General features: G+C 44.4%; 24 protein-coding genes. 14 read left to right on the top strand and 10 right to left on the bottom strand.

The window, feature by feature from the left end; translation table 11 throughout:
* The coding region (locus tag AC20OE_RS14500; RefSeq protein ID WP_487268924.1) for a beta strand repeat-containing protein at positions 1-2,892 on the bottom strand (2,892 nt) is incomplete at its 3' end.
* Between the two features lie 182 nt (positions 2,893-3,074).
* Here AC20OE_RS14500 and AC20OE_RS14495 point away from each other — a divergent pair.
* Complete coding sequence (locus tag AC20OE_RS14495; protein ID WP_058838608.1) at positions 3,075-4,094, top strand: LLM class flavin-dependent oxidoreductase; 1,020 nt, start codon at positions 3,075-3,077, stop codon at positions 4,092-4,094.
* A 36-nt stretch (positions 4,095-4,130) separates the two neighbouring features.
* On the opposite strand, the gene AC20OE_RS14490 is transcribed toward AC20OE_RS14495, so the two are convergent.
* A complete protein-coding gene (locus AC20OE_RS14490) occupies positions 4,131-4,751 on the bottom strand; it encodes an acetate uptake transporter (protein ID WP_047203394.1) in 621 nt (206 codons plus the stop codon).
* A 142-nt stretch (positions 4,752-4,893) separates the two neighbouring features.
* Here AC20OE_RS14490 and AC20OE_RS14485 point away from each other — a divergent pair, with 142 nt between their 5' ends.
* On the top strand, positions 4,894-5,715 hold the full coding sequence (locus tag AC20OE_RS14485) for a uroporphyrinogen-III synthase (protein ID WP_039179165.1): 822 nt from the start codon (positions 4,894-4,896) through the stop codon (positions 5,713-5,715).
* Between the two features lie 38 nt (positions 5,716-5,753).
* Here the strand turns inward: AC20OE_RS14485 and uptA are convergent, their stop codons facing one another.
* Positions 5,754-6,356 (bottom strand): undecaprenyl phosphate transporter UptA, encoded by a 603-nt coding sequence (gene uptA, locus AC20OE_RS14480; RefSeq protein ID WP_039179163.1) that lies wholly within the window; start codon positions 6,354-6,356, stop codon positions 5,754-5,756.
* A 324-nt stretch (positions 6,357-6,680) separates the two neighbouring features.
* Between uptA and AC20OE_RS14475 the strand changes: the two genes are divergently transcribed.
* The 3 genes from AC20OE_RS14475 (at position 6,681) to AC20OE_RS14465 (ending at position 8,027) form a co-directional block, all read left to right on the top strand.
* On the top strand, positions 6,681-6,911 hold the full coding sequence (locus AC20OE_RS14475) for an excisionase family DNA-binding protein (RefSeq protein WP_039179160.1): 231 nt from the start codon (positions 6,681-6,683) through the stop codon (positions 6,909-6,911).
* A 428-nt stretch (positions 6,912-7,339) separates the two neighbouring features.
* Positions 7,340-7,699 (top strand): hypothetical protein, encoded by a 360-nt coding sequence (locus AC20OE_RS14470; protein WP_231730895.1) that lies wholly within the window; start codon positions 7,340-7,342, stop codon positions 7,697-7,699.
* Between the two features lie 91 nt (positions 7,700-7,790).
* On the top strand, positions 7,791-8,027 hold the full coding sequence (locus tag AC20OE_RS14465) for a hypothetical protein (protein WP_231730894.1): 237 nt from the start codon (positions 7,791-7,793) through the stop codon (positions 8,025-8,027).
* 6 nt (positions 8,028-8,033) lie between these two features.
* Here the strand turns inward: AC20OE_RS14465 and AC20OE_RS14460 are convergent, their stop codons facing one another.
* The 6 genes from AC20OE_RS14460 to AC20OE_RS14435 form a co-directional block, all read right to left on the bottom strand.
* Positions 8,034-9,134, bottom strand: coding sequence for a Ger(x)C family spore germination protein (locus tag AC20OE_RS14460; RefSeq protein WP_064498561.1), 1,101 nt, complete (start codon positions 9,132-9,134; stop codon positions 8,034-8,036).
* The gene (locus AC20OE_RS14455) at positions 9,131-10,231 is read right to left on the bottom strand and encodes a GerAB/ArcD/ProY family transporter (protein WP_099663341.1); all 1,101 of its coding nucleotides are present in this window, start codon (positions 10,229-10,231) and stop codon (positions 9,131-9,133) included. The genes AC20OE_RS14460 and AC20OE_RS14455 overlap by 4 nt, the downstream gene beginning before the upstream one ends.
* 12 nt (positions 10,232-10,243) lie before the next feature.
* Positions 10,244-11,728: a spore germination protein gene (locus tag AC20OE_RS14450; RefSeq protein WP_058838611.1), complete on the bottom strand. Its 1,485-nt coding sequence runs from the start codon at positions 11,726-11,728 to the stop codon at positions 10,244-10,246.
* Between the two features lie 72 nt (positions 11,729-11,800).
* Complete coding sequence (locus AC20OE_RS14445) at positions 11,801-13,144, bottom strand: (Fe-S)-binding protein (RefSeq protein ID WP_058838612.1); 1,344 nt, start codon at positions 13,142-13,144, stop codon at positions 11,801-11,803.
* Positions 13,141-14,550, bottom strand: a complete 1,410-nt coding sequence (glcD, locus tag AC20OE_RS14440) for a glycolate oxidase subunit GlcD (protein ID WP_099663340.1) — start codon at positions 14,548-14,550, stop codon at positions 13,141-13,143. The genes AC20OE_RS14445 and glcD overlap by 4 nt, the downstream gene beginning before the upstream one ends.
* 78 nt (positions 14,551-14,628) lie before the next feature.
* A complete protein-coding gene (locus tag AC20OE_RS14435) occupies positions 14,629-15,762 on the bottom strand; it encodes a CdaR family transcriptional regulator (RefSeq protein WP_107164262.1) in 1,134 nt (377 codons plus the stop codon).
* 125 nt (positions 15,763-15,887) lie between these two features.
* Here AC20OE_RS14435 and AC20OE_RS14430 point away from each other — a divergent pair, with 125 nt between their 5' ends.
* A complete protein-coding gene (locus tag AC20OE_RS14430) occupies positions 15,888-16,466 on the top strand; it encodes a hypothetical protein (RefSeq protein ID WP_039179141.1) in 579 nt (192 codons plus the stop codon).
* A gap of 16 nt (positions 16,467-16,482) precedes the next feature.
* Here AC20OE_RS14430 and AC20OE_RS14425 read toward each other — a convergent pair whose 3' ends face one another.
* Positions 16,483-17,247, bottom strand: coding sequence for a DeoR/GlpR family DNA-binding transcription regulator (locus AC20OE_RS14425; protein ID WP_106025080.1), 765 nt, complete (start codon positions 17,245-17,247; stop codon positions 16,483-16,485).
* 149 nt (positions 17,248-17,396) lie between these two features.
* Between AC20OE_RS14425 and AC20OE_RS14420 the strand changes: the two genes are divergently transcribed.
* The 8 genes from AC20OE_RS14420 to AC20OE_RS14385 all read left to right on the top strand — a co-directional run bounded on the left by AC20OE_RS14420 (position 17,397) and on the right by AC20OE_RS14385 (position 26,021).
* Positions 17,397-18,203 carry a tyrosine-protein phosphatase gene (locus tag AC20OE_RS14420; RefSeq protein WP_268503132.1) on the top strand — a complete coding sequence of 269 codons (807 nt, stop codon included), beginning with the start codon at positions 17,397-17,399 and terminating at the stop codon, positions 18,201-18,203.
* Positions 18,204-18,227: 24 nt separating this feature from the next.
* The gene (locus AC20OE_RS14415; RefSeq protein WP_268503131.1) at positions 18,228-19,769 is read left to right on the top strand and encodes a glycoside hydrolase family 10-like protein; all 1,542 of its coding nucleotides are present in this window, start codon (positions 18,228-18,230) and stop codon (positions 19,767-19,769) included.
* Between the two features lie 144 nt (positions 19,770-19,913).
* On the top strand, positions 19,914-21,056 hold the full coding sequence (locus tag AC20OE_RS14410; RefSeq protein WP_268503130.1) for an acyl-CoA dehydrogenase family protein: 1,143 nt from the start codon (positions 19,914-19,916) through the stop codon (positions 21,054-21,056).
* Positions 21,057-21,101: 45 nt separating this feature from the next.
* A complete protein-coding gene (locus tag AC20OE_RS14405; RefSeq protein WP_268503128.1) occupies positions 21,102-22,736 on the top strand; it encodes an AMP-binding protein in 1,635 nt (544 codons plus the stop codon).
* Positions 22,737-22,744: 8 nt separating this feature from the next.
* Entirely contained in the window at positions 22,745-24,094 is a 1,350-nt protein-coding gene (locus AC20OE_RS14400; protein ID WP_268503126.1) for an acetyl-CoA carboxylase biotin carboxylase subunit, read from the top strand.
* Positions 24,091-24,306 carry an acetyl-CoA carboxylase biotin carboxyl carrier protein subunit gene (locus tag AC20OE_RS14395; protein ID WP_268503125.1) on the top strand — a complete coding sequence of 72 codons (216 nt, stop codon included), beginning with the start codon at positions 24,091-24,093 and terminating at the stop codon, positions 24,304-24,306. Before AC20OE_RS14400 ends, AC20OE_RS14395 begins: the two co-directional genes overlap by 4 nt.
* Before the next feature lie 11 nt (positions 24,307-24,317).
* The gene (locus AC20OE_RS14390; protein WP_268503124.1) at positions 24,318-25,214 is read left to right on the top strand and encodes a hydroxymethylglutaryl-CoA lyase; all 897 of its coding nucleotides are present in this window, start codon (positions 24,318-24,320) and stop codon (positions 25,212-25,214) included.
* A 24-nt stretch (positions 25,215-25,238) separates the two neighbouring features.
* Positions 25,239-26,021: an enoyl-CoA hydratase gene (locus AC20OE_RS14385; RefSeq protein ID WP_487268923.1), complete on the top strand. Its 783-nt coding sequence runs from the start codon at positions 25,239-25,241 to the stop codon at positions 26,019-26,021.
* The last annotated feature ends 2 nt before the right edge of the window (positions 26,022-26,023 follow it).

Below are 26,023 nucleotides of genomic sequence, written 5' to 3'. Positions count from 1 at the left end.
AGTAGCTCCAGTGCTGCCCGTTGCCCCGGTAGGTCCGGTAGCTCCAGTAATACCAGTGGCACCGGTAGGACCCGTAGCTCCAGTGCTGCCCGTAGCGCCAGTAGGACCAGTATCTCCGGTAATACCAGTGGCACCGGTAGGACCAGTATCTCCAGTGCTACCCGTTGCACCAGTAGGTCCGGTAGCTCCAGTGATACCAGTAGCACCAGTGGCACCAGTAGGACCCGTTGGTCCAGTGCTACCTGTAGCCCCGGTGGCACCAGTAGGACCAGTATCTCCAGTGCTGCCCGTTGCCCCGGTAGGTCCGGTAGCTCCAGTAATACCAGTGGCACCGGTAGGACCCGTAGCTCCAGTGCTACCCGTTGCACCAGTAGGTCCGGTAGCTCCAGTGATACCAGTAGCACCAGTAGGAGCGGTTGATCCAGTAGCACCTGTTGCACCAGTAGGACCAGTAGGTCCGGTGCTGCCCGTAGCCCCGGTAGGTCCGGTATCTCCAGTGATACCTGTGACGCCAGTAGGACCCGTTGGTCCAGTGCTACCCGTCGCACCGGTAGGACCAGTATCTCCAGTGCTGCCCGTTGCCCCGGTAGGACCCGTTGATCCAGTGATACCATTAGCTCCAGTGCTGCCCGTTGCCCCGGTAGGACCCGTTGATCCAGTGATACCATTAGCTCCGGTGATGCCCGTAGCGCCAGTAGAACCGGTAGCTCCAGTAATACCAGTGGCACCAGTAGGACCCGTTGGTCCAGTGCTACCCGTTGCACCAGTAGGTCCGGTATCTCCAGTGCTACCTGTAGCGCCAGTAGAACCAGTATCTCCAGTGCTGCCCGTTGATCCAGTAGAACCTGTTGCACCAGTAGGACCAGTAGCTCCGGTGCTGCTCGTAGCCCCGGTAGAACCGGTAGCTCCGGTAATACCAGTGGCACCGGTAGAACCCGTTGGTCCAGTGCTACCTGTAGCCCCGGTAGAACCAGTAGCTCCAGTGCTGCCCGTTGCCCCGGTAGAACCAGTATCTCCAGTGCTGCCCGTAGCGCCAGTAGGACCAGTATCTCCGGTAATACCAGTGGCACCGGTAGGACCGGTTGATCCAGTAGAACCTGTGGCACCAGTAGGACCGGTTGATCCAGTGCTACCCGTGGCGCCAGTAGGCCCAGTAACTCCGGTAATACCAGTGGCACCGGTAAGACCCGTTGGTCCAGTGCTACCTGTAGCCCCGGTAGAACCAGTAGCTCCAGTACTACCCGTGGCGCCAGTAGGCCCAGTATCTCCGGTAATACCAGTGGCACCGGTAAGACCCGTTGGTCCAGTGCTACCTGTAGCCCCGGTAGAACCAGTATCTCCAGTGCTACCCGTTACGCCAGTAGGACCGGTTGATCCAGTGACACCAGTTGCCCCAGTAGCTCCGGTGATGCCCGTAGCGCCAGTAGAACCGGTATCTCCAGTAATACCAGTGGCACCGGTAGGACCAGTATCTCCAGTGCTGCCCGTTGCCCCGGTAGATCCGGTAGCTCCAGTAATACCAGTGGCACCGGTAGGACCAGTATCTCCAGTGCTGCCCGTAGCGCCAGTAGGCCCAGTAGCTCCGGTAATACCAGTGGCACCGGTAGGGCCAGTATCTCCAGTGCTGCCCGTTGCCCCGGTAGGTCCGGTAGCTCCAGTAATACCAGTGGCACCGGTAGGACCCGTTGGTCCAGTGCTACCTGTAGCCCCGGTGGCACCAGTAGGACCAGTATCTCCAGTGCTGCCCGTTGCCCCGGTAGGTCCGGTAGCTCCAGTAATACCAGTGGCACCGGTAGGACCAGTATCTCCAGTGCTGCCCGTTGCCCCGGTAGGTCCGGTAGCTCCAGTAATACCAGTGGCACCGGTAGGACCAGTATCTCCAGTGCTGCCCGTAGCGCCAGTAGGCCCAGTATCTCCGGTAATACCAGTGGCACCGGTAGGACCAGTATCTCCAGTGCTACCCGTTGCACCAGTAGGTCCGGTATCTCCAGTGCTGCCCGTTGCCCCGGTAGGACCCGTTGATCCAGTGATACCAGTAGCTCCGGTGCTGCCCGTAGCCCCGGTAGGTCCGGTATCTCCAGTAATACCAGTGGCACCGGTAGGACCCGTTGATCCAGTGCTGCCCGTAGCGCCAGTAGGACCAGTATCTCCAGTGCTGCCCGTTGATCCAGTAGAACCTGTGGCACCAGTAGGACCAGTAGCTCCGGTGCTGCCCGTGGCGCCAGTAGGTCCAGTCGCGCCAGTAATACCCGTAGCACCTGCAGGTCCAGTTTCACCTGGTGCTGCTAAAAGTGTGTAATCTGGCGACGTATCTGGCGTACCTGAAGGTGGTGAAGAATTCACAAGATAAGTACCCCCACCATAAGTGACCACTTGCCCTACTGAATATGTTGGTGCCGTTACAGGATCATAGGATTCAACACCACTTAATCCGATCCCAGTAGGACCCGTAGGCCCAGTTTCTCCAGAAGCAGCCAAAAGGGTATAGTCGGGGGAGAGTCCAGGTATTCCTGATGGAGCGTCTACATTGGCAATGTAAGTACTGCCATCAAACGTGACCACTTGCCCTGCATCGTAATCTTGTGATTGTGAGGGATTAAAAGGAATAGCGCCGGTTAACCCGCCAGCTGGTCCAGTAGGTCCGGTTGGTCCGGGGGGACCTGCTGGGCCTGCCGGGCCTCTTGGTCCAGCTCTTTGATTTGGTTTTGATTGCTTTATTCCTTTTGCAATGTGGCAGGGGTGATCCCCTTGAGATATATTTTGTTTTATATATTCTTGTTTAATGAATGGACAGTCTCTTTTTAGAGGACGGTCATGACGTGATCTTTTGTAATGAGGCTGTTCATGGTATTTACCGCAAAAGGGACATTTGTGTTCGAATTGATTGTACAAATTGCCCATCTCCTAGAATTGATATTTCATTCTATGTGCAAATTTTTAAATTGGAAGTAAAACCTAAAAAATCATCATTTCGAAAATCATCGAATCAAATTATTTAAATCTTTCATGGATTTATGTTATGGTGTTGAAAGTATAAAATAGTATGATATTTGACAGAAATGGGGACATCATTTATGAGTCAATCAGTTTTACAGGGCAAAGCCTATTCCGTTTTAAATTTATCCTCTGTGACAGAAGGAGGCACCATTAAAGAATCTTTTGATCGTAGCATGGATTTAGCAAAAAAGGCGGAGAAGTGGGGCTATCATAGATACTGGCTGGCAGAACACCATAACATGGAAGGGGTTGCGAGCTCTGCAACGTCCGTTTTAATTGGATATATTGCGGGAGGAACTGAAAAAATTCGAGTAGGATCTGGTGGGATTATGCTGCCAAATCACTCTTCACTTGTCATAGCCGAACAATTTGGCACACTTGAGACATTGTATCCGGGGAGAATTGATTTAGGTCTTGGCCGAGCACCAGGGACGGATCAGTTAACAGCAAGAGCGCTTAGACGTAATCTTCATAACGGAGAAGATTTCCCTGAGCAGCTTGAAGAACTGATGCAATATTTCAAGCCGACCGGTCAGGTTAAAAAACATGTAAGAGCTGTTCCAGGAGAAGGCCTGGACATTCCAATTTGGCTCCTTGGTTCAAGTGGTTTTAGCGCCAGACTTGCAGGAGAACTTGGACTGCCATTTGCCTTTGCAGCACATTTCTCACCTAAAAATACAATTCCCGCGTTAGAATTGTACAGACAGTCATTTAGACCTTCTGATGTGTTAAAAGAGCCTTATGCCATGGTTGGTGTGACGGTTTTTGCTGCAGATCAAACTGAGCGTGCTGAATATTTGGCAACCTCTCATTATCAGCGGTTTTTAAGTCTCATTCGTAATACACCAGGAAAACTGAAAGCGCCTGTCGACAGCATGGACGGTCTTTGGAGTCCATATGAAAAGGCGATGGTGGATGAACAATTAAGCTCGACTATCATTGGGGATAAAGAAAAGGTGAAAACAGAATTAGAAGCCTTTATTGAAGCTACTCAAGCTGATGAAGTGATGATTAATTCGGATATGTTTGACCATCAAGAAAGAATGCGCTCGTATGAAATCATCGGAGAGATCTTTCAAGAGGCGCAAGAAAAATAAACAAAAAAAGAACTGCACAGCGCAGTTCTTTTTTATTTATGCTTTTGTAAAAATGCGAAATGGTTGTCCAATTGGCAGAACAATACGGCCAAAATGTGTATTTAGCACAACAGCTGCAGAACCATAAAATGAAAGCAGGGAAATGATCAATTCTGCAATACCTGCCATGGTATGAGTCACATCGTACATCACACCAAACGTGCTAAGGGAAAGACCAATGAATAAGAAATCAATAAAGACGAAAATCAAAAATAACACTTTATGTGTTTCCATTGCACCAATCGTCATAAACAAGCTGAAAATCAAATAACCAACAAATGCAAAACCTAGCTGTTTTGGATCTGCTGCTCCCGCAAGCGTTTTCCCAAAAACGCCGGCTTGAATGAGCCAAGTCGTTCCAACGCCCATCCAGAAAAGACCGAATGCGCCAAAAGCAGTGGCTCCAAAAATATTATGATGCTTTGAATCTTGTATGGACGCGATCAGCTGCGCGATTCCTCCAAGGAAGATAGCCCAAGGTAAAATAAGGGAAGTGCCATCTGTGATTCCTAGTTTTTGTGAGGACGCAACGAGCGTCACCATTGCTAAACCAAACAAACCAAGCGGTGTTGGGTCTGCAATTGATAATCGAATTGCTTGAACATTCTGTTTTTCCATAATGACCTCCTACAATTTGCACTTACAAAAGATACTCGAATTCGATAGAAACGTCAAGCTCTTTTTTAGTAGACACTTGCATCGTCTTCCAAATAAATCTATATTTAATACATATCAAATGTGATAGAAAAAGAGGGATAATATGAGTAAAGGCTTATCTGGGAAAACGATTGCCATTTGTGGAACGAGAAAAACAGAAGAAATGCGTACACTTGTCGAAAAACAAGGAGGACAAGCCGTTATTCGCTCTCTTCAAGGAACCGTATTTTTAGCAAAAGAAGAATTAAAGCCAGGCATAGAGACCTTTGTGAAACAAGGGGCAGACTGGGTCATCTTAACAACAGGCATCGGTACAGATACATTAATTGAGAGTGCAGAAGAGCTGCAGCTTGGTAATGAATTTATGAACATTCTATCAAATGCCCATATTGCTTCAAGAGGGTACAAAACCTTTGCTGCGCTGAAAAAACGCGGGATTCACCCGGAGGTCTCTGATGAAGACGGTACGGTTCGTGACTTAATTTCAAAACTTGAAGACAAGGAGTTTCAAGGCAAACGTGTAATGGTTCAGCTTCATGGTGAAAATGCACCAGCTCTCATTCAGTTTTTACATGACAAGGGGGCAGATGTTTTGCCGCTTTTACCATATCAGCACACACCACCTGAACCAGAGGCTGCTGAAACGCTTCTGCAAGAAATGAAAGATGGACAAGTTCATGCTGTCTGTTTTACAACCGCTGTCCAGGTTCACGCCTTTTTCAAACTGGCCGCAGAATGGGGCAGAAAAGAAGAATTGCAAGCATTATTCGAGCAGGACGTTCTGGCAGTAGCTGTTGGAAAAGTCACTGCTGAAGCTTTAAAAGAAGAAGGAATAGACCGAATTCTTGCCCCTTCACTTGAGAGAATGGGTGCAATGATTATAGAATTATCACAATATATGAAAAAACAATCAGCACACTCATAAAAAAACGCCTTTCACCAGATCAGTGAAAGGCGTTTTTGTTAAATTGTCCGTTTTCGATTCGTCCGAATTTTTTTGAGTACAAAATAGAGAACAATCAGGACAATAGCAATGACCATAATAGGGGTTGTATAAGTATGAGCAACACTTTGAATATGATCCCATTTTGTCCCAAGCTGCATGCCAAGATAGATAAATAAAATAGACCAAGGGATGGCAGCTAATCCTGTCAAGAAAACAAATTTTAAAAAAGGCATCTTGGCAATACCTGCTGGAATCGAGATGGCATGGCGCACAACAGGGATAAAGCGCGCGGTAAACACTACACCGGTTCCATACCGGTCAAACCAGCGCTCTGCAGTCGCGATATGATGTTCATGGATGAATAAATACTTTCCATACTTTGTTAAAAAAGGTCTTCCGCCGTACAGACCGATCCAGTAAATAAAACACTGGGCGAGCGTACCACCGATGACGCCGGCAATAACAGCTCCAACAAAACCGATTGTGCCTGTTGACACCATATATCCGCCATAGGCAAGTACAATTTCACTCGGAATGATTTCAATCATCAGCCCTAGTGCTACCCCCACATAACCAAGGCTTGTCAGCCAGGTTAAAATTTCATTAAAAAAGGTTCCCATTCATTTCACTCTGCCTTTAAATACGAATTTTCTTCAAGCATCCTTATAAGAGCCTATGCTTGTTTTGCTTTTCTCATGAGTATGCTTTCTATATATGCCAGCATGGCTTGCGGCTCATAGAGTCACCACTGAACCTGGCTTTTTCACCAAATTTATGTTGGCAAGCTCTCATCTAGCAGATTTTATCATACCATATTTGCCGGCATCTAGACGATCTACTTGCTATATGAAGAATGGTCACCAGAAAAGAGAATAGGCTGCATCCGTTTTTTCAGCAGATCATGATATAATTTGATAGATGAAACGAACGGGTGGTGCACAAGCATGTATTTAACAATCGCAGAAACAGCTGAATACTTGGAAGTATCAGAAGCGTATATTGAAAAATTGATCCAGCAAAAAAAGATCCGTTACGTATTTGACGGGGAATCTTATCTTATTTATCAAGGGCAGTTTCAAACGCATTTAAAGCAGCTCGAACAATATAAAGAGCTCGTCCAAGAGATCTTAAATGAACCGATTCCGGAAGACCCCGATGTAAAGGATGAAGATTAGAATATCTTTTCAATTGAATCAACATGGTTCAATGGCCGCGGATGATAGAAAGATTAATCTCTATTTCACCTCATGCTTTCTCGAATGATAAAAGCAGAATGATCATTCATTTGCAGGAAAAGGAAGTGGAATTTTTGGGGACAACTACTTTATGTGAAGCCTGTCAAAAAAATGAATTGGACATTTTAGAAGCGTCTGATGAACCGAAACAGCCTTATGAATTATGCCGTCAATGCCACGAAAGACTACTTACCTATTCATTACGGCCTATTGAATGGTAAAACCTAGCTGTTCTCCATTCTTCTAAACAATTTTTACTGCACGATGATTTTTATGGAGAGGACGGACAGGCTTTCCAATTAGAGGAGGATGTTGTCATCACCAAAAGTGAAAAAGCACCAACATTACAAGCGGTTAGGCGTGATTTTGTGTCTTTATTAGACTTTTCAATCACTAGATGGTTTCTTGAGGATGATGTCATCGTTGCTTTGAAACAGCACGATCAGCAAAGAATCTTGGATGCTGTTCAAAGTAGGTTTGATCAAACACATCATGTCGAAGTGAAATCGCGCATGTTAGAAATTACGGCTGATGTGTTAGGTACCTCTGCTGCTGGGTGGGTGAGGGAACTTTTGGATCAAGCGGATGAAGAATTTCTTTATCCGCTTTCGTGGGCAGCCGCCAGCAGTTTGCCAAAAGATGAGGGATTACAACGTATTCTAGATAAAATGAAATCTGTCAGTGAAAAAGAATTGTGCTTTTATTTGCCTGCACCGTTTCCGTTCTAATAAAATATTGGATTGGATGGAGTCAAATTGCACCCATTTTCACGATCAGTGGGGAAGGCTGGCAGCCGTCAGCTACCCAACCTGGGAGAGAATGAAATCTTGGCTAAACAAAGGAAGACCTTTCAGCTTAATTGTACTAGATACAATGGCAAACTGTGCAAACGGGAATAGACCGGCTCTAGTGGAACAATATTCACCTAAAATCCTTAAAACTGATAAAAATGAAATAGAAAAGATTTTAAATGAATATTATCAAAAAGATCATGTTCCACGAGTGAAAATGAAAGTGTGCAAAATCTTGGAGAACAAGCAAGACATATTTGAATAAGCCTTTTTATTGGCTGACTCCCGTTTGAACAATTTTCATGTGGCATTTAACTTGTACATCTGCATCAGGATAAATGTTCTTCCATTTTTCTGGTGTCACTGCTTTGTCTTTTGATCTATACCTAAGGCCCAGCCCAAGAGGATCTATGTTTTGCTTTTTAAAGGATTGAACAAGGTCTTGTCCTTGCTGAGCGACACGTTTTTCTACTTCTTTTTCAACATGGTTCAATATAGAAGGTTTATCAATTTTTTTGGACTTCATGAATTCTTTTAATTCGCCTTTCAGCTTGATATCAATCATGATATGAGGCTTCTTTGTTAGGTTTTTCGTTGGTTTGATTCGGTAAGACACATGAGATTTGATATTTTCAATGACGACATGGGTCTTTGCTTGATCTGCCAATTGAAACTCATAGATGCCATTTTTATGATTTTCAATCATCGCTTTAAATGTGAACGTGTCTTTTCCAGGTATATGACTGACCATTTTTTCATGATCAAACAGAGCGACTCCTGTGATCTTGATGCCACTGTTTGTTTTCTTGATGTAAGGGAGGTATGCATCGACCCCTTTTGCCAGCATCTGATTCATAAAAATATGCTGATTGGTGACAGGTTCATTGCCATTTCGCATATTTTGGGTGAGCAGATCAGAGAGATATACACCTATATTTAAGTTCGTTTGATTCATTTTTGTGTATAATAACTCTTCCACTTCTCCGCCTACAATTGCAAACACTTGGCGTGAACCAATAATAGGATCACGATAAATATAATTCATTAAATCGATCATGCCGACTTCTTTTGCTAACTTTTCACTGACTAAAATAACGAGCACCTGGCCCATGACGACTGGAAAAGGCGATTTTTCTGATACAAGAAATTGAATATTGCTAATGGTGTTTGACCTTGCACTTAATATTTGATAACTTCCTTGTTCTTGACTTTTAAAGACAGGGAAGACAAAGAAACCCTTCATTTCTCCATCTTCCACTAAATCAAATCCCGCCGCCTGGGAGATATTTAATTCATCTAAAAGGCGGGGCTCTGCACAGCTGGTTAACAAAAGACTACACAACATGAGGCCCGTAAGTATATAACGTTTCATGCTCGTTTTTTCCCCCTCCTTTTTTTCAGCATCAGTCCAATGACCATACAGACAATCAATCCATAGATCAGAATGAATCCACTAAATTCCACCCATTGATTAAAGGTTTCAAAAGAAGTTGCACTGGCAAAAAACGAAAACATGATCAGAATGAGGATGCTGAGCCCGATGAACGTGACGCGCTGGCTCGTATGAAGCATTTTTTTTGCCATTCGGCTCGCTGCCCATAATGGAATCGTGATATTAGGAATGATCAGAAGCAGCCAAAGAGACACTTCAATAAATTCAAAGCGCTGGATAAACGGAAGCTTCACAATGCTCGTTAACGTTAGCGTCGGCCATTTTGTTAATTTGAGCTGAGCACTTGAGTAATACGCTATAGAGACGAGAAAAGTGAGCAAGTTTAAGCATGTCGTAAATAATACCCCCATGTGAGCAAATTTTTGAGATGTCTGAGCTTGTTTAATAAAGGGATAATAGACAAGCAGCGTGCCAAAACCAAACATGGATAAGGATGCATCTTTGACTCCCACAAGCATTTGCGAAAATGTATGATCAAACATTGGGAACATGAAACGAAGGTGACTATATTTCATGGCATAAAAACAGATAAATGTCATCCAATACGTCAGTACAATGCTAAAAAATGCCCAGCCAGCAATGGTTCTAAAGCCGCCAGTATGAATGTAATACACAAGCAGCAGCAGTACAGATGCAAACAAAAGACCAGGAATTTCTTTAAACAGCCATACATGGATCACATCCATGTAATGGATAAGAACGGTCAGCGACAAAGAAGCAAAATATAAGATATAAAGAATGTTTAATAATTGCCCAATCCATTTGCCAAATACATATTGCGTGATATCACCAAATTCATCCGAAGGTGCCTTTTTAAACATCAAGTACATGAGAAAGATCATCACATTGACGCTCATGCCAGAAATCAAAATAGCGATCCATCCATCATTATTGATAGAACGAACAAGGTTTGTTTGAAAGTTTAAAATGCTGACACCGACTTGATTGGCATTGACGAGAAAAAACACAAAATAAGGAGATACTTGAAATTTCTCTTTGACAGAAGAAGAACTCATGCCTTCACTTCCTTATTCATAAAAATCATTTTTCCCCTTGCGGCCTTGCTTTGGCTTAGAGCGATGGATGGTTTCATTTTGCGGTCGTAAATTTTCCGGCCTTTTGTTCAAAAAACGGAGCTGAGGACGAATCAAACTGCCCTTTAAATCAGCAAGGCGCATTGGAAAAATAGGCTCTAAATATGGGCGGCCAATTGAAGTTAATTTCATTAAATGGGTGAGCAGAAAAGATCCCATCACAGCAATGCCTAATGCGCCCCAAACCTGTGCTGCGAGTAAGAAGGGAAATCTCAGCAGCCGAATGGTACTGCCCATTTTGTAAATAGGCGTGACAAATGAGGCGAGAGCAGACAGGGCAACAATAATGAGTAAAATATTGCTCGTTAAGCCTGCTGCTACAGCCGCCTGTCCAATGACAATCCCTCCAACAATCCCGAGCGTCTGACCGACTTTAGCCGGGAGCCTTGACCCTGCTTCTCTTAGTAATTCAATCGAAGTCTCTAAAAATAGTGCCTCAATGATCGGAGGAAATGGAACAAGATAGCGCGAGGATACAATGGTTTCTAATAAATCCTTTGGGATCAGCTCATAATGAAAGGTTAAAACGGCGACATATAAAGGTGTCGCAAAAATGGAAAATATCACAGCAAATATGCGTAACAGCCTAAAGCAAGAAGCCGCAATCCATGACATATTGTAGTCTTCCATAGTGGAAAAATACTCAAGTAAAATAGTTGGGGCAAGCAAGACATGAGGCGAGCCATCCACTAATATGGCAATTTTCCCTTCTGATAAACCTGAAGACACGCGGTCGGGTCTTTCTGTATTCAAAAACAACGGGAAAATCGTATTGGACACATCATAAAGCATTTGAGCGAGGTAATTCGCATCTAAAATCTGATCATAATCAACGTCCTCAATTCGCTGAAGAACCGTTTCGATGTTTTCTGGGTTAGCGATTTCTTCAATATATAACACGGCTACTTTTGTTTGAGAGAGCGTACCAACCGTCTTTTCCTCAACTTTCAGGTTAGGCGTCGGCAGCCGCCGCCTGACCAAATTTAAATTGGTATCTAAAACCTCCACAAATGCTTCCTGTGCACTGATAATGCCAAATTCAATCTCAGGCGGACCAACTTGTCTGCCTTTCTTTTCTTCAATCGGCAAAAGAAGCGTTTTGCCCCAATCTGTCTCTAGTCTAATGGCAATGCTGCCCCGGTGAAGGGCTTCTTCCACTTTTTGAAGATCGTTCGTGATGACAGCCTGCTCAATGGGAATTTGTTCTTTCAGCTCTTCAAGAGTAGGTGTCAGGTGCATTTGTTTGAGAGAGGGGAGAATTTGTTCATGTAGAAGATGTCCATTAATTAAAGATCGAAAAAAGGAAATCTTATACAGAAAATCTCCATTTCGAGACAGCTCATTTGTAAAATCAGCAGAACGTGACAATGCTTCAAATACTGAATTCGGGTCCTTTTGTTGTTTGTTTTTCTTCAGCATTTGGACCAGCTCCTTCGGCGATTTGGCTCTATTATCTAACCGATTGTCTAAAGATATGCATGAAAAAAGCGTTCAGCTTGATGGGCTGGACGCTTTTTTTCCATATTGAACGGCTTCTAATAATAAATCAGCTAGATGGACGGCACGCATGGTCGGCGAGTGCTCCGCGCGTTTGATGCCTGCTGCCATTTGCAGCTGACAGCCTGGATTAGATGTAACAATGGCAGCAGCCTTTGTTTCCCTTGCTTCTGTCATTTTATGATCTAAAATTTGCATCGACATCTTTGGCTGCAAGATGTTGTAAATGCCAGCTGAGCCGCAGCACCGGCCCGAATCCTTCATTTCTTTAAATGATACGCCTTGAATGGCCTTCATCAGCACCCTTGGCGCATGCTGTACACCCATTCCGTTCCGCAAATGACAGGAATCTTGATAGGTGATGACCTGCTCTGGCAAAGCAAGCGGCATGCGGCGGTGAAATTCCAGCTCCACTAAAATGTCTGATATATCGGTGATTTTCTTTGAGAAGATTTCACTTCGTTTTTGAAAATCCAGATCATCGTGAAGCAAATGATCGTAATCACTTAAAAAAGCACCACAACCGCCCGCATTCATGACTATGGCATCTGCATCTATCTTTTCAAATGTTTCAATATTCCGCTTTGCTAGCTGTTTCGCTTGCTCTTTTTCTCCGCTATGACCATGAAGCGCTCCGCAGCACGTCTGAATAGGAGGGACGATGACGTCACAGCCTGCCAACTGCAAAAGCTGGATGGTCGCTTCGTTTGTACTGGAAAAAACGGTATCCATTAAACAGCCAGTAAAAAAGGCGACACGTTTTCTAGCTGGGCCTGCGGCTTTATATTCCGACAAACGGCTTTTTTGTTGACGCGGCACCGTTGGAAGCGCCTGTTCCATCAGGCGTAAGTGCGGTGGAAGCACCTTCAGCATGCCAGTTTTACGGGCGGCTGTTTGCAGACCAGATGTTTGATAAAATCGAAGAAGTCCTGCCGCTTGCCGCATTCGGCTTTGTGAAGGAAAGAGTCCTTTGAATACTGCACGTCTCACAAGTTTGACAGGGATGGATTGTTTTTTGTGCTGCTGAATGATGTCTCTTGCATCCTCAAGTAACCGGCCATATTTGACGCCAGAAGGGCAGACCGGTTCACATGCACGGCAGCCAAGACAAAGATTCAATGAATGCTCGACATCTTCATCTGGCTCAATGACGCCGTCTCTTACCGCCTTCATTAAAGCAATTCGGCCGCGGGGAGAGTGTGTTTCTTGTTGACCAGATTCAATATAAGTTGGGCAGGAGGGAAGGCAGAAGCCGCAGCGCATGCAATTGAGCAGCTCTTTTTCGTCCATTTGCTGCTGAAATGATTGCTGAATCTCTGTTTGTTTAGAGGAACTCATGAGACCACCACCCGCTTTCTTGCGCCTTTTCCAAACACTTTATCAGGGTTCATCATATTTTCTGGGTCTAGCGCTTGTTTGATCGCTTTCATTGCTGCAATGCCTTCTTTTTTGACCTTTAGTTCCAAGTATGGGGCTTTCATAAGTCCCACACCATGTTCACCCGTAATGGTGCCGCCAAGTGAGACGGCTTTTTCAAAAATGGCCTGAAAGGCTTCCTCCACCCGTTTCATTTCTTCTTCATTTCTTGCATCTGCTGCACAAGTAGGGTGCAAATTGCCATCACCTGCATGACCAAATGTACAGATTTTCACTTTGTACTCCTTCGCAATATCTTCGATTGCCCGTACCATGCTGGCAATTTCAGACCGGGGGACAGTTGCATCTTCTAAAATGGTCGTTGGGCTTAACCGGGCGAGGGCAGATAAAGCGGATCGTCTCGCTGTTAAAAGGGCATTTGCCTCTTCTTCAGAATGAGCGATATTCACTTCTTTTGCTCCGTGCTGCTGGCAGACTTTTGCGATGCTCTGCATATCACGGGAAACCGCCTCAGGATGGCCGTCCTGTTCGATCAACAGCACCGCTTGAACGTCCGTCGGCAGACCAATTTTTGCAAAGTCTTCAACGACTTCCAGGGTCGGCTGATCCATAAATTCTAATGTGGCGGGGATGATACGCTCTGCAATAATCGCCGACACTGAAGCGGCTGCTTCCTCTAGGCTTTCATATAAGCAAAGCATCGTTTGTTTTGTTTCTGGAAGCGGCAAAAGCTTCAGCGTAGCTTCAGTGACAATCCCGAGCGTTCCTTCTGAACCTACGAACAAACGGGTCATATCATACCCGGCCACGTCCTTTGCAAGTTTGCCGCCTGTTTTAATGATGTCACCGTTTGGCAGAACCACTTCAAGTCCAAGTACATAATCTCTTGTCACGCCATATTTTAAGCCCCGGAGACCACCTGAATTTTCATTAATATTTCCGCCTAATGTAGAGATTTTCATAGAGCTTGGATCAGGTGGATAGAAAAGCCCTTTTGCCTCTACTTGGCGAATGAGTTCCTGTGTGATCAAACCAGGCTGCACCGTTGCTGTCAGGTTTTCTTCGTCTATTTCTATTAATTGGTTCATTCTTGTAAATAGCAGCACAAGTCCGCCTTGTGTGGGACATGTACCTGCACAAAGGTTCGTTCCTGATCCTCTTGGCACGATCGGTATATGATATGAGGCGCAGAGCCGGACAATTTGCTGGATTTCCTCAGCCGTATGCGGGCTTACGATGACATCTGGCATCTGCTGAAAATTTGGTGTTGCATCATAAGAGTAGGCAAGCCGATCGGCTTTACTGTCCTGTACGTAAGGCGCACCAACAATCTTTTTCAATTGATTTAAAAATTCAGAATTTAACATGCGCATTCAACTCCTACTGATTAGACGTATCGTTTCTTTCAGTATAAAAAAAGAATCGCCTCATGCCTATGGACGATTCTACAAAATATCGGGCTGTTCGCTTCGTTTTTTTGGATCATGATCTAAAAGCATGAAGGCTAAATAAAAAAGCATTGCATCTTGCATGCGCTTTGGATCAAGTGTCGTTAAATCTTGGATTCGTTTTAGCCTGTAATGCAGTGTATTGATATGAACATGCATTGCTTCTGCGGTATATTTCAATGAGCAATCTGATGTCATGAGTACCCGCAATGTTTTCACTAATTCAGGATAGGGGAGAAGAGGGGCGATCGTTCGATCAAGAAATACTTCCTTTGTTTCCTGACTCACTTCCTCCATAAAAAGTTCAAGCGTTAAATCTTCATCAAATACAATCGGCGTATCAGCATGTGCCATTTTTAATGCACGAAAGGCTTGTTGAAAGGATTGCTTCATCAAATGAGCAGCTGCTGGTTTTCCCGCCCCAATCAAAACCCCTGGCGTGCTCTGCGCCGTAAGGGAGGCATGGATGTGAAATAGGCGCTGCTGCAGTGTTTTACGATCATCTGCTGTTGTTTGCAGCATAAGCAAAAAGCGTGCATGCCCCCAGCGGACGATGATCTCCTGACTAGTGAGATTCAGCGTTTCCTTTAATTCTTTGTATTGATTTTGTTTCATAAACGATTCATCCTGACAATCGATCAGGACGACTGTGCGCTCCTTGTTGATATCAAGCTGAAGCCGCGTTGCTTTTTCATTGAGATCAATCGCTGTCTCTGGCAGATGGAGCCAGTCGAATACAAACGCTTCGAGCTGACGTTCATCCGTTTCGGTTTCTTGAAAAAATTCATGTTCATGAATGAGCAGCTCGGTCATTTTTCTTAATATTTCGCCAAAAGGAGACACATGTAAAGGATCTCCTGTCATCCCAATGACTCCGATGACCTCCTGCTTAAAATAAATAGGTAGATTGATGCCAGCTTTGACGCCTTTCATGTGGTGCTGGTCATCCTTTGTGAGAATTCGTTTCTGTCCTTCAAAAGATGTCAGATACGCTCCTTCATGAAATTGTCCGATGCGCTCTGGATCTGTTGCTGCAATGATGGTGCCGTTCGTTTGTGCGATGATGATTTCCTCAGTCAGCACCTTTTTCACTTCGTCTACAATCTTTTCTGCCAGTGTCATTGTGAGCAAAATGTACCCCTCCGAGATGTTTCTTTTGACACTATCATACCATCATATGCTAAGACATATCTTTCTTTTCCTGAGTTATGCTAAAATAATAAACGCACATGAAGGAGAAGAAAGGAGACATAGCCATGTCACTGCAAAATCGCTTACAAGATTTACTGAAAGAAGGACAAGCGCTGACAGACTTCGAATATGATGAAGCGGCGAGCCGCAATTGGCCTTTAGAAGGGGCGAGAATAAAAGAAGAAGCGCGCTTTGGCGATGTATATATAGAGCGTGTAGACAAGGAATCAGAGGACATGATTCAAACAGAAGACGCCTCATTTTTAAACACACCGCTTACATATGTGAAAAAACATCAAAAAGAATTTATTTATATCGAATCAAAGTGGTTTGATGTCGTGAAAGTTGATGGCTTGGCCATTGAATGGGACGAAGTGTTTCAAACGTATACCGTGTTATTCGGTTTCAAACGTCCTAAGAAAGACACGAATATTTTAAAGGACTTGCTATCGCCATTAAATGGTGCTCAGCTTCAATTTAATGGACAAGATGGCTTATTTGATGTGAATTTACAGCTTCTTGAGCTTGAGGACATCCACGAAGATATGGCTTTCATTGACGTTATCTCGGCTGTGTACCGATTTTTATTCCGTATGGTCATGCAGCTTGAAATCAATGAATCAAAAAACGGCTCAAATTCCTGAGCCGTTTTTTTTTGATCTATTCATTTGATGAAGGCGTGACAAACCGCACATCATGCTCTTTTCCATATTGAAGATAATGTTCATTTGGCTCCTGATTGGTCACGACGACATCAATTTCGTGCAAATCACAAAACGTGGTCAAGGCGTAATGATCGAATTTGCTATCATCCACTAATAAAAACGTTTTGGCACTTTTTTGAACGAGCGTCTTTTTAATATCGGTTTCAAGCGGGGACGAATTCGTGACGCCGTGATCAATGGATAAACCAGTTGATGCGATAAAGGCTTTATTCACATTGTAAGCTTTTAAGCGCTCTACACTTTGATAGCCAACGAAAGAATTTGTTTTCCTTTCAAGCATCCCGCCAGTAGAAAAGATGGTGAGATTTTCATAAGGCATCGCTTGTGTAATGAAATCAACATTATTGGTGACAATGGTCACCTGTTTCTCAGTCAAATAGGGGAGCATCTCAAGCGTTGTCGTACCAGAATCAATAAAAATCATATCCCCGTTTTCCACAAAAGCGGCAGCCGTCTGACCGATCAATTGCTTTTTACTGAGCTGACGGATCTTTCGCTCCTGATACACCACTAACGTTGAGTGGTTCACAGCCACTCCGCCATACACTTTTTTGAGCACGCCAGACTCGACCAATGCCTGTACATCTCGGCGTATCGTGTTTTTTGAGACACCAAAATGCGCCACAAGCTCATCAAGTGAAGCAGATTCCCGGTCAAACACATACTCTTTAATTTGCTGAATCCTTTTTGTTTTTATCATGCTTCATATCTCCAATCAATCCGAATGTCCTTTTTCCATTATACCAATAAATTCTCTTACATGGATTAGGTCAATTGATTCTCTTTTCTCCTTTGATATAAAAGCGTATGATAGAAAAAAGAACGAAACCAGAAAGGACTTTCACTTCTATGAATCAATCAAACAACCCATTTTCAAAGCTTGCGAATTTTAGAGAAGTAGGGGGACTTCAAACAACAGAGGGGATGGTGATCAAAGAGGGAATGATTTATCGATCCGCTGACTTATCACGTTTGACGAAACAAGACATCGAGATATTCTCAACACTCGGAATTCAAACCGTTTGCGACCTCCGTACAACCTCAGAACGTAAATCACATCCACCAAAGATCAAGGAACACGACAAAATCGTCCATATTCCGATGCAGCCTGACAGTAAGATGCCGAGTAAATGGACCATGTTTCGTATGCTGGTAACAGAAGGGAAGTCTCTCTCATTTACACCGATCATGAAAGATTTATATCAAAGCATGCTCACCGAGCGTAAAGAAGAGATTCGGCAGCTGTTCACACTGCTTTCAGATCAAAGCCATTATCCGCTGATGCTTCACTGCACGAGCGGCAAGGATCGTACAGGTTTTTTATCTGCCCTGATTCAGTTAATAGCAGGTGTACCGCTGACTGTCGTTTTAAGTGAATACATGCGTTCTAATGAAGGCGTGCAAATGCTTGTCAGAAGGCAGGAACGATTTGTCCGATGGATGAGTTTATACCGGGTATCAAAAGAACAAATTCAGCCACTTGTCGGTGTGCAGCAAGATTATCTTGAAGATGTGCTGCACGAAATGCTGGAGACATACGGGAGTGCAGAGCGGTATTTAATTGAAGCTTGCAAAGTCCCTGAATCTCAGCTCAATCAAATGAAAAACATTCTGCTTACACCATCTGCTGGCATTCCATCACAAAAAGCGGAATAAACTGAATATGAGGTGATGCAAAACATGCTGAAAAAGATCAGTATGACAGTTCTAACACTGATGTTAATGTTTGTATTCTTATTGATTCCTTCTAGCAGTCTAGCAGCTCGTCCAGTGCCAAAAGGGAAGCTTGAGAGCACTAGAGAGATGCGCGCGGTATGGATTGCATCGGTTTATAACTTAGATTGGCCCTCAAAGAAAGGGCTGCCCGTAGCAGAGCAGAAAAAAGAGTTCATTCGTTTGTTAGACGAGATCAAAGCGATGAATATGAATGCCGTCATTATGCAAATTAAACCAACAGCAGATGCTTTTTATCCTTCAGCATACGGGCCGTGGTCAGAGTATTTGACTGGAACGCAAGGGGAAGATCCTGGGTATGATCCACTTGAGTTTATGACAGAAGAAGTTCATAAACGCGGCCTTGAATTTCATGCTTGGTTTAATCCTTACCGAATCACGATGAATCATACTGATCTCAGCCGTTTATCAGCTGATCACCCTGCAAGACAACATCCTGAATGGACCATTGCCTACGGTAATCAGCTTTATTACAACCCTGGCATCCCTGAGGTTCAGGACTTCATTGCCCTCGGCATAGAAGAGGTTGTGAAAAACTACGATATTGATGCAGTGCATATGGATGATTATTTTTACCCAAATAAAATAGCCGGTGTGCCGTTTCCAGATCAAGAAACATATGAAACATATGGAAAAAAAGCTTTTACACATATAGAAGATTGGCGAAGAGATAATGTGAATCAGCTGGTGAAACAGATCAATGACACCATTAAGAAAGAAAAGCCGTATGTGAAATTTGGTATTAGTCCATTCGGGGTATGGCGCAACATAAAAGATGACCCGACTGGTTCAAACACCACTGCTGGAATGACCAACTACGATGATTTGTATGCTGATACAAGAGAGTGGATTCAGCAGCACGATATTGATTATGTCACTCCGCAAATTTACTGGAGCATCGGTTTTCAAGCTGCCGCTTATGACGTGCTGACGAAATGGTGGTCAAATGAGGTGAAAGGGGAGCCGGTTCACCTGTATATTGGTCAGGCGGCATATAAAATTAACCAAAACAGTGATCCTGCTTGGTCTGACCCGGAAGAATATTTTAGGCAGATTGAGCTGAACAGGCAGTCACAACTCGTGCAGGGAAGCATGCATTTCAGCTTGAAGGATCTCAATCGCAACCCTTTGAATGTAAAGGATCGATTGATAGAAGAGTCATACCGCAAACCAGCTCTCATTCCAGAAATGCCTTGGCTTCATCAGAAAGCGCCTAAAAAACCAATCATTCAATCTGTGAAAAAGACAGCGGATGGTGCGGCTTTGCAAATCAAAAATGATCCACATTCTACCGTATCCTATTATGCAGTCTATCGATTTACAAATAAAGGAACATATGAATTGCTGCAAACAGTTAGAAAAGAAAAAGGCGCCATCACAACGATTAAAGACCTACCAATCAATCAAAAGACGATTGATACTTACAAGATTACGGCTCTTAATCGCCTTCATCACGAAAGCAAGCCTTCTACAAAAATAGTAAAATAACGGAAAAAGCATGAATGAGGATTTTCTTCGTTCATGCTTTTTTTCTATTATTCTTGTTTTAATTTTCTGAATTCAATCAAGCTTGGCATGAAGCCGCTGCTTGATTAATAAATATGATAGAAAAGAGCCAAAGGGGGAAACAAGATGGATTTTGAATTAACGAAAGAACAACAAATGATCCGCCAGATGGTCAAAGATTTTGCCAAAGCAGAAATTGCACCACACGCTCAAACGATTGATGAACAGGCCGTATTCCCAGCCAAAACGTTTCAAAAAATGGGGGAGCTCGGCTTTATGGGCATCCCCTTTCCAGAGAAATACGGAGGCTCAGGAGGAGATACGATATCGTATGCACTCGCTGTAGAAGAAATCGGAAAACAGTGTGCCAGTACAGGTCTTAGCTATGCCGCAGCCGTTTCCTTAGGCGCAAGCCCACTTTATTACTTCGGTACAGAGGACCAAAAGATGGACCACCTTGTCCCGCTGGCTTCTGGGACAGCACTTGGTTCCTTCGGATTAACAGAACCAAACGCAGGATCAGATGCAAAAGGGACGAAAACAAAAGCAGTCAAAGACGGACAAGAATATGTCATCAGCGGGGAGAAGTGCTGGATCACAAACGCCAATTTTGCCAGAACCATTATCGTCACCGCTGTCACGGATCATGATGAAAACGACCGCCCGATCATCTCCGCCTTCATTGTGGAGAAAGGGCAAAAAGGGCTGTCCATTACAAATCCATATGACAAAATGGGCGTGCGCGGGTCAGATACAGCAGAAATCATTTTAGACGGTGTACGTGTACCAGCCCAGAATATTTTAGGAGACCCAGCGAAAGGCTTTAAGCAATTTTTATATACATTAGACGGGGGACGCATTTCAATTGCTGCGTTATCAGTTGGCATTGCACAAGCTGCACTCGATGCTTCGCTCTCGCATGCAAAGGAAAGAAAGCAATTTGGGCAGACCCTTTCTTCCTTCCAAGCCATTCAGTTTAAGCTGGCAGATATGGCGATGCAAATAGAACTCGCGAGACAAATGGTTTGGAAAGCCGCTTGGCTGAAAGATCACGGCAAGCCGTTTACAAAAGAAGCTGCTTATGCCAAACTTTTCGCTTCTGAAATGGCGACAAAAGCAAGCCTTGATGCTGTCCAAATTCACGGAGGAACAGGCTATATGAAAGAATGTGGTGTAGAACGGCTAGTGAGAGATGCAAAGTTGATGGAAATTGGAGAAGGGACCTCTGAAATTCAGCGTCTAGTCATCGCAAGACAACTGTTAGCGTAATCCGATAATGAAAACGCTTACTATCACTGGAGGAGGAAAGCCATCATGTCGATTCATCCACAGACAATCGGCTCCCTTTTAAAAGAGAAAAGGGAGCAGCATCCAGCACATGAAGCCATTGTGTATCCAGAACGTTCATTACGTTATTCATATGAAGCGTTTTATCGAGAAGTCAAGGAAACAGGGAAAGGTCTTATGGCATTAGGGGTTCAAAAAGGGGATCATCTCGCCATCATGGCGCCCAATGTACCTGAGTGGCTCATGCTGCAATTCGCCTGCGCGTCGATTGGAGCCGTTCTTGTCACTGTAAATACGAATTTTCAAGCACAGGAACTCGCCTATTTACTCAAGCATTCTGATAGCAGCATGCTGTTTATCGTAGACGGCTTTAAAGAGACATCCTATGTCAAAATGCTGGAAGAACTCATACCAGAGCTTCAAAACGCTTATCAAGGCGAGATCACATCCTCATCTTTTCCTTATTTAAAAAGTGTCGTCTATATTGGCGAGCACACGCCAAAAGGCATGCGCAGCTGGAACAGTATTCAAGTTGCTGCTAAAAGAATTGAGGATCACGAGTGGGAGAAACGAATGGATGAGCTTGCGCCAGATGACGTCATTAATATGCAATATACCTCAGGCACAACCGGCTATCCAAAAGGAGTCATGCTCAGCCATACAAACATTGTCTGCAATGCCAGCCAAATCGCAGATTGTATGAAGCTCACCCAAAAGGATCGAATGTGTATCCCCGTTCCTTTCTTTCATTGCTTTGGATCCGTTCTTGGCGTGCTTGCTTGCCTCACAAAAGGAGGAACGATTATTCCGGTTGAATCCTTCCACCCAGAGCGAGTCCTTCAAACCGTGGAAAAAGAGAAGTGCACCGTACTTCACGGCGTCCCGACAATGTTCATTGCAGAGCTTGACCATCCGAATTTTCACCAATACGATCTGTCCACATTACGAACGGGCATTATGGCAGGATCTCTTTGCCCATCCCATGTGATGAAAGCCGTCATTGAACAAATGGGACTGAAGGAGCTCACGATTGCCTACGGACAGACTGAAAGCTCTCCTGTCATTACTCAAACAAGAACGGATGATTCATTTGAAAGACGGGTTCAAACGGTCGGCCGGGCGCTTCCTCACATCGAAGTGAAAATCACCGTCCCAGGCACGCCGGAGGAAGTACCAAGAGGAGAACAAGGCGAGCTGTGTACAAGAGGCTATCATGTGATGAAAGGCTACTATAAAAATGAAGAAGCCACAAATGAAGTGATTGATCAGGACGGCTGGCTTCATACGGGTGATTTAGCAGAGATGGATGAGGACGGCTATGTGAAAATCACAGGACGGCTGAAAGATATGATCATTAGAGGCGGGGAGAATGTATACCCAAAAGAGATTGAGGACGTTCTTTATACTCATCCGGACATTCTTGATGCACAGGTTGTTGGTATACCTGACGAGACGTATGGAGAAGAAGCCGCCGCATTCATTCGGCTTAAGCAAGGTAGAACGGTGACGATTGAGACACTCACCAGCTATTGTCAGTCGCAAATGGCGCGCTACAAAATTCCTAAATATTTTTTCATCACTGACGAGTATCCGATGACCGCATCAGGGAAGATTCAAAAATTTCGTCTGAAAAAACAGGCGCTTGATCTAATAAAGGAGTGAAGGCAGCGATGTTTCAAAAAGTACTGATTGCCAATCGAGGCGAAATTTCTAGGCGAATTATTCGAACATGTAAAAGGCTCGGGATCCACACCGTTGCCGTTTATTCAGAAGCAGATCAGCATGCACTTCATGTGCAAGAAGCAGACAGCGCCTATCTGATTGGAGGCGCGAAAGTATCTGAAAGCTATTTAAACATGGAAGCCATCATTAGGGTAGCCAAGCAGACAAATACAGATGCTATTCACCCAGGATATGGCCTCTTATCAGAAAATGCGGCCTTTGCAGAACGCTGTCGCAGCGAAGGTATTGCCTTTATTGGGCCATCCGCACAAGTCATTCAGCGAATGGGGAATAAAATTGAAGCAAGAAAAACGATGGCTCAAGCAGGGATCCCCATTGTACCAGGAGTTTCAGCTCCGCTGCATGATGCAGAAGAAGGAGTGAGTCAAGCGCAGTCACTCGGTTATCCGATCATGCTCAAGGCATCAAGCGGGGGTGGAGGAATTGGTATGCAGCTCGTGCAAAATGACGATGAGCTGTACAGGGCTTTTGAAGGGAATCAAAAAAGAGCACAAAGCTTTTTCAACGATGGGACGCTGTATATGGAAAAGGTCATTGAAAACGCGCGGCACATTGAAATTCAAGTTCTCTTTGATTCCTTCGGTCATGGGGTTCACTTATTTGAGCGCGACTGTTCACTCCAGCGGAGACATCAAAAAATCATTGAAGAAGCGCCAGCCGCCTGTCTCGATGAACCGGTGAGACGTCAGATGGGGGAGATGGCCGTCAAAGCAGCCAAAGCGATTGGGTATGAAAATGCAGGGACGATTGAATGCTTAGTCGATCAGCATCAACAATTTTATTTCCTAGAAATGAACACAAGATTACAAGTAGAGCACCCTGTCACAGAAGAAATTACAGGTATTGACCTTGTTGAGGAGCAGCTGAAAATCGCTGCATGTGAGCCGCTTTCCTTTAATCAGGAGGATATTCATCAAATCGGGCATGCCATCGAGGTTAGAATTTATGCGGAAGATCCCGTCACCTTTTATCCTTCACCAGGAACGATCACTCGGCTTTCTACGCCTGAAGCTCCGTATATCCGTCATGAGTCAAGTGTGACAAAGGGAAGCATTATAACCCCTTTTTACGATCCAATGATTGCGAAAATGATCGTTTACGGTGATACACGAAAACTTGCAATAGAACGATTAAAAGGGGCATTACAAGCATATGAAATAGAAGGGATCAAAACCAACTTACCGCTTTTAAGGGAAATGGCCGGATCTTCTGCCTTCTTACAAGGCAGCATCACAACCGATTTTCTCATAAAAAAAAGGGAGGGAAACCGTTCATGAAAACTGTGACGATTCAAATGGCCGGAAACTTGTGGAAGCTTCTTGTGAAACAAGGCGATGAAGTGCAAAAAGGACAGGAGGTTGCCATCTTAGAATCAATGAAAATGGAAATTCCGATCGTTGCTGAAGAGGCCGGGATCATCCGCAAAGTGAATAAAGCAGAGGGGGAGTTTGTCGATGAAGGAGAGGTTCTTTTAGAACTGACAGAATAGGAGGGAGCCAGATGGCATTACCAAAGAGTGTGCTTATCAGGGAGGTCGGCCCGCGGGACGGACTGCAAAATGAATCAGTCTGGCTGGACACAAGCGAGAAGCGAACGTGGATAGATCTGCTCGCAGCAGCCCAGCTCCCTTATATTGAAGTCACATCATTTGTTCATCCTAAATGGGTTCCAGCCTTAAAAGATGCCAAAGAACTCACCCAATCCTTAAATCAAAAAGACGACATCACCTATGCAGCACTCATTCCCAATGAAAAAGGCTTAGCTCATTTTTTTGAAGCTAATCTTGACACAGGCGCTATGTTTATCTCTTCGAGTGAAACACATAACAAGAAAAATATGAATCAATCCATCCACGAAACACTTCCTGTCATCAAACAAATGACAGCTGATTTAAAAGCAGCAGGAAAACACACACGCGCGTATATTTCCACCGTGTTTGGCTGCCCGTATGAAAAACAAGTGCCAATGGATCAAGTCCTGCGGTTAACGGATATTTTGCTTTCTTATGGCATTGATGAAATATCTCTCGGTGACACCATCGGTGAAGCCCATCCGCTACAAGTAGAAAGGCGCTTAGACATTTTACTTGAACGTTTTCCTGCTGATAAAATCGCTCTCCATTTTCATGATACGAAGGGGATGGCTCTTGCCAATATTTATACGGCATTAAAAGCCGGAATCACGATATTTGACTCCTCCAGCGGGGGGCTTGGCGGATGTCCCTATGCACCTGGCTCCAGCGGAAATGTGGCGACAGAAGATGTGGTGCATATGCTTCAAAAACTAGGAATTGAGACAAATATTCACCTTCCTGCATTAATTCAAGCGGCAGAATGGATTGAAGCAAAAGTAGACCGAACCCTGCCTAGTCACTGTTTACGCGCTTTTCACTCTTAGACTACTTCATAAAGGATGAATAACATGACATCATTGGTCCATTTTTCAATACAAGATGAACAGATCGGCATCATGACCTTAAACAGGCCAAAACAAGCGAATTCCCTATCCTCTACAATGCTCGAGGAGATCAATCAAACCATCCAAGAAATCAAACACGATGAAAGCATCCGCTGTCTGCTCATTACAGGAGCCGGTTCAAAAGTCTTTTGCGCTGGTGCAGATTTAAAAGAACGACGATTGATGACAGAAGCAGAAGCAAAAGGCGCTGTTCTTGCAATTCAGCAAACCTTTATCGAGATTGAATCCATTCCTGTACCTGTCATTGCAGTGATGAACGGACACGCACTTGGTGGAGGACTTGAGCTCGCGCTCGCTTGTGATCTCCGCATCGCACGAGTCGGAGCAAGACTCGGCCTGCCGGAAACAGGACTAGCTATCATACCAGGAGCCGGAGGGACGCAGCGGCTTCCGCGCCTCATTGGACTCGGTAAAGCAAAAGAACTTATTTTCACAGGCGCATCATTACAAGCAGAAGAAGCCATTCAAATCGGGCTGATTGAGCATATTTCTGTAGCAGATTCCCTTATGAACGATGCTATCTCTCTTGCAAAAAAAATCATCAAAAATGGTCCGCTTGCCTTAAAAGAAGCGAAGCAAGCGATTCAATCAAGCCTTGATCACGATTTGCATACAGGTCTAACGAAGGAATACGAAGCCTATCTACGGCTCATTGATACAGAAGATCGAACGGAAGGTCTTCAAGCCTTCCAAGAAAAACGCATGCCTCAATACAAAGGCAGGTAGTA

The organism is Bacillus sp. SRI_025, assembly GCF_057592095.1.
Note: the sequence above shows the minus strand (reverse complement) of the source record. Positions and strands in the feature narration are given on the sequence as shown.

Excerpts from the sequence above, each read along its gene's own strand:
- AC20OE_RS14495 (WP_058838608.1), top strand. The coding sequence starts at position 3,075 with ATGAGTCAATCAGTTTTACAGGGCAAAGCCTATTCCGTTTTAAATTTA.
- AC20OE_RS14385 (WP_487268923.1), top strand. The coding sequence starts at position 25,239 with ATGACATCATTGGTCCATTTTTCAATACAAGATGAACAGATCGGCATC.
- glcD (WP_099663340.1), bottom strand. The coding sequence starts at position 14,550 with ATGTTAAATTCTGAATTTTTAAATCAATTGAAAAAGATTGTTGGTGCG.
- AC20OE_RS14410 (WP_268503130.1), top strand. The coding sequence starts at position 19,914 with ATGGATTTTGAATTAACGAAAGAACAACAAATGATCCGCCAGATGGTC.
- AC20OE_RS14455 (WP_099663341.1), bottom strand. The coding sequence starts at position 10,231 with ATGAGTTCTTCTTCTGTCAAAGAGAAATTTCAAGTATCTCCTTATTTT.
- AC20OE_RS14420 (WP_268503132.1), top strand. The coding sequence starts at position 17,397 with ATGAATCAATCAAACAACCCATTTTCAAAGCTTGCGAATTTTAGAGAA.
- AC20OE_RS14405 (WP_268503128.1), top strand. The coding sequence starts at position 21,102 with ATGTCGATTCATCCACAGACAATCGGCTCCCTTTTAAAAGAGAAAAGG.
- AC20OE_RS14425 (WP_106025080.1), bottom strand. The coding sequence starts at position 17,247 with ATGATAAAAACAAAAAGGATTCAGCAAATTAAAGAGTATGTGTTTGAC.
- AC20OE_RS14475 (WP_039179160.1), top strand. The coding sequence starts at position 6,681 with ATGTATTTAACAATCGCAGAAACAGCTGAATACTTGGAAGTATCAGAA.
- AC20OE_RS14415 (WP_268503131.1), top strand. The coding sequence starts at position 18,228 with ATGCTGAAAAAGATCAGTATGACAGTTCTAACACTGATGTTAATGTTT.
- AC20OE_RS14445 (WP_058838612.1), bottom strand. The coding sequence starts at position 13,144 with ATGAGTTCCTCTAAACAAACAGAGATTCAGCAATCATTTCAGCAGCAA.
- AC20OE_RS14400 (WP_268503126.1), top strand. The coding sequence starts at position 22,745 with ATGTTTCAAAAAGTACTGATTGCCAATCGAGGCGAAATTTCTAGGCGA.
- AC20OE_RS14485 (WP_039179165.1), top strand. The coding sequence starts at position 4,894 with ATGAGTAAAGGCTTATCTGGGAAAACGATTGCCATTTGTGGAACGAGA.
- AC20OE_RS14395 (WP_268503125.1), top strand. The coding sequence starts at position 24,091 with ATGAAAACTGTGACGATTCAAATGGCCGGAAACTTGTGGAAGCTTCTT.
- AC20OE_RS14465 (WP_231730894.1), top strand. The coding sequence starts at position 7,791 with ATGAAATCTTGGCTAAACAAAGGAAGACCTTTCAGCTTAATTGTACTA.
- uptA (WP_039179163.1), bottom strand. The coding sequence starts at position 6,356 with ATGGGAACCTTTTTTAATGAAATTTTAACCTGGCTGACAAGCCTTGGT.
- AC20OE_RS14490 (WP_047203394.1), bottom strand. The coding sequence starts at position 4,751 with ATGGAAAAACAGAATGTTCAAGCAATTCGATTATCAATTGCAGACCCA.
- AC20OE_RS14450 (WP_058838611.1), bottom strand. The coding sequence starts at position 11,728 with ATGCTGAAGAAAAACAAACAACAAAAGGACCCGAATTCAGTATTTGAA.
- AC20OE_RS14460 (WP_064498561.1), bottom strand. The coding sequence starts at position 9,134 with ATGAAACGTTATATACTTACGGGCCTCATGTTGTGTAGTCTTTTGTTA.
- AC20OE_RS14390 (WP_268503124.1), top strand. The coding sequence starts at position 24,318 with ATGGCATTACCAAAGAGTGTGCTTATCAGGGAGGTCGGCCCGCGGGAC.
- AC20OE_RS14430 (WP_039179141.1), top strand. The coding sequence starts at position 15,888 with ATGTCACTGCAAAATCGCTTACAAGATTTACTGAAAGAAGGACAAGCG.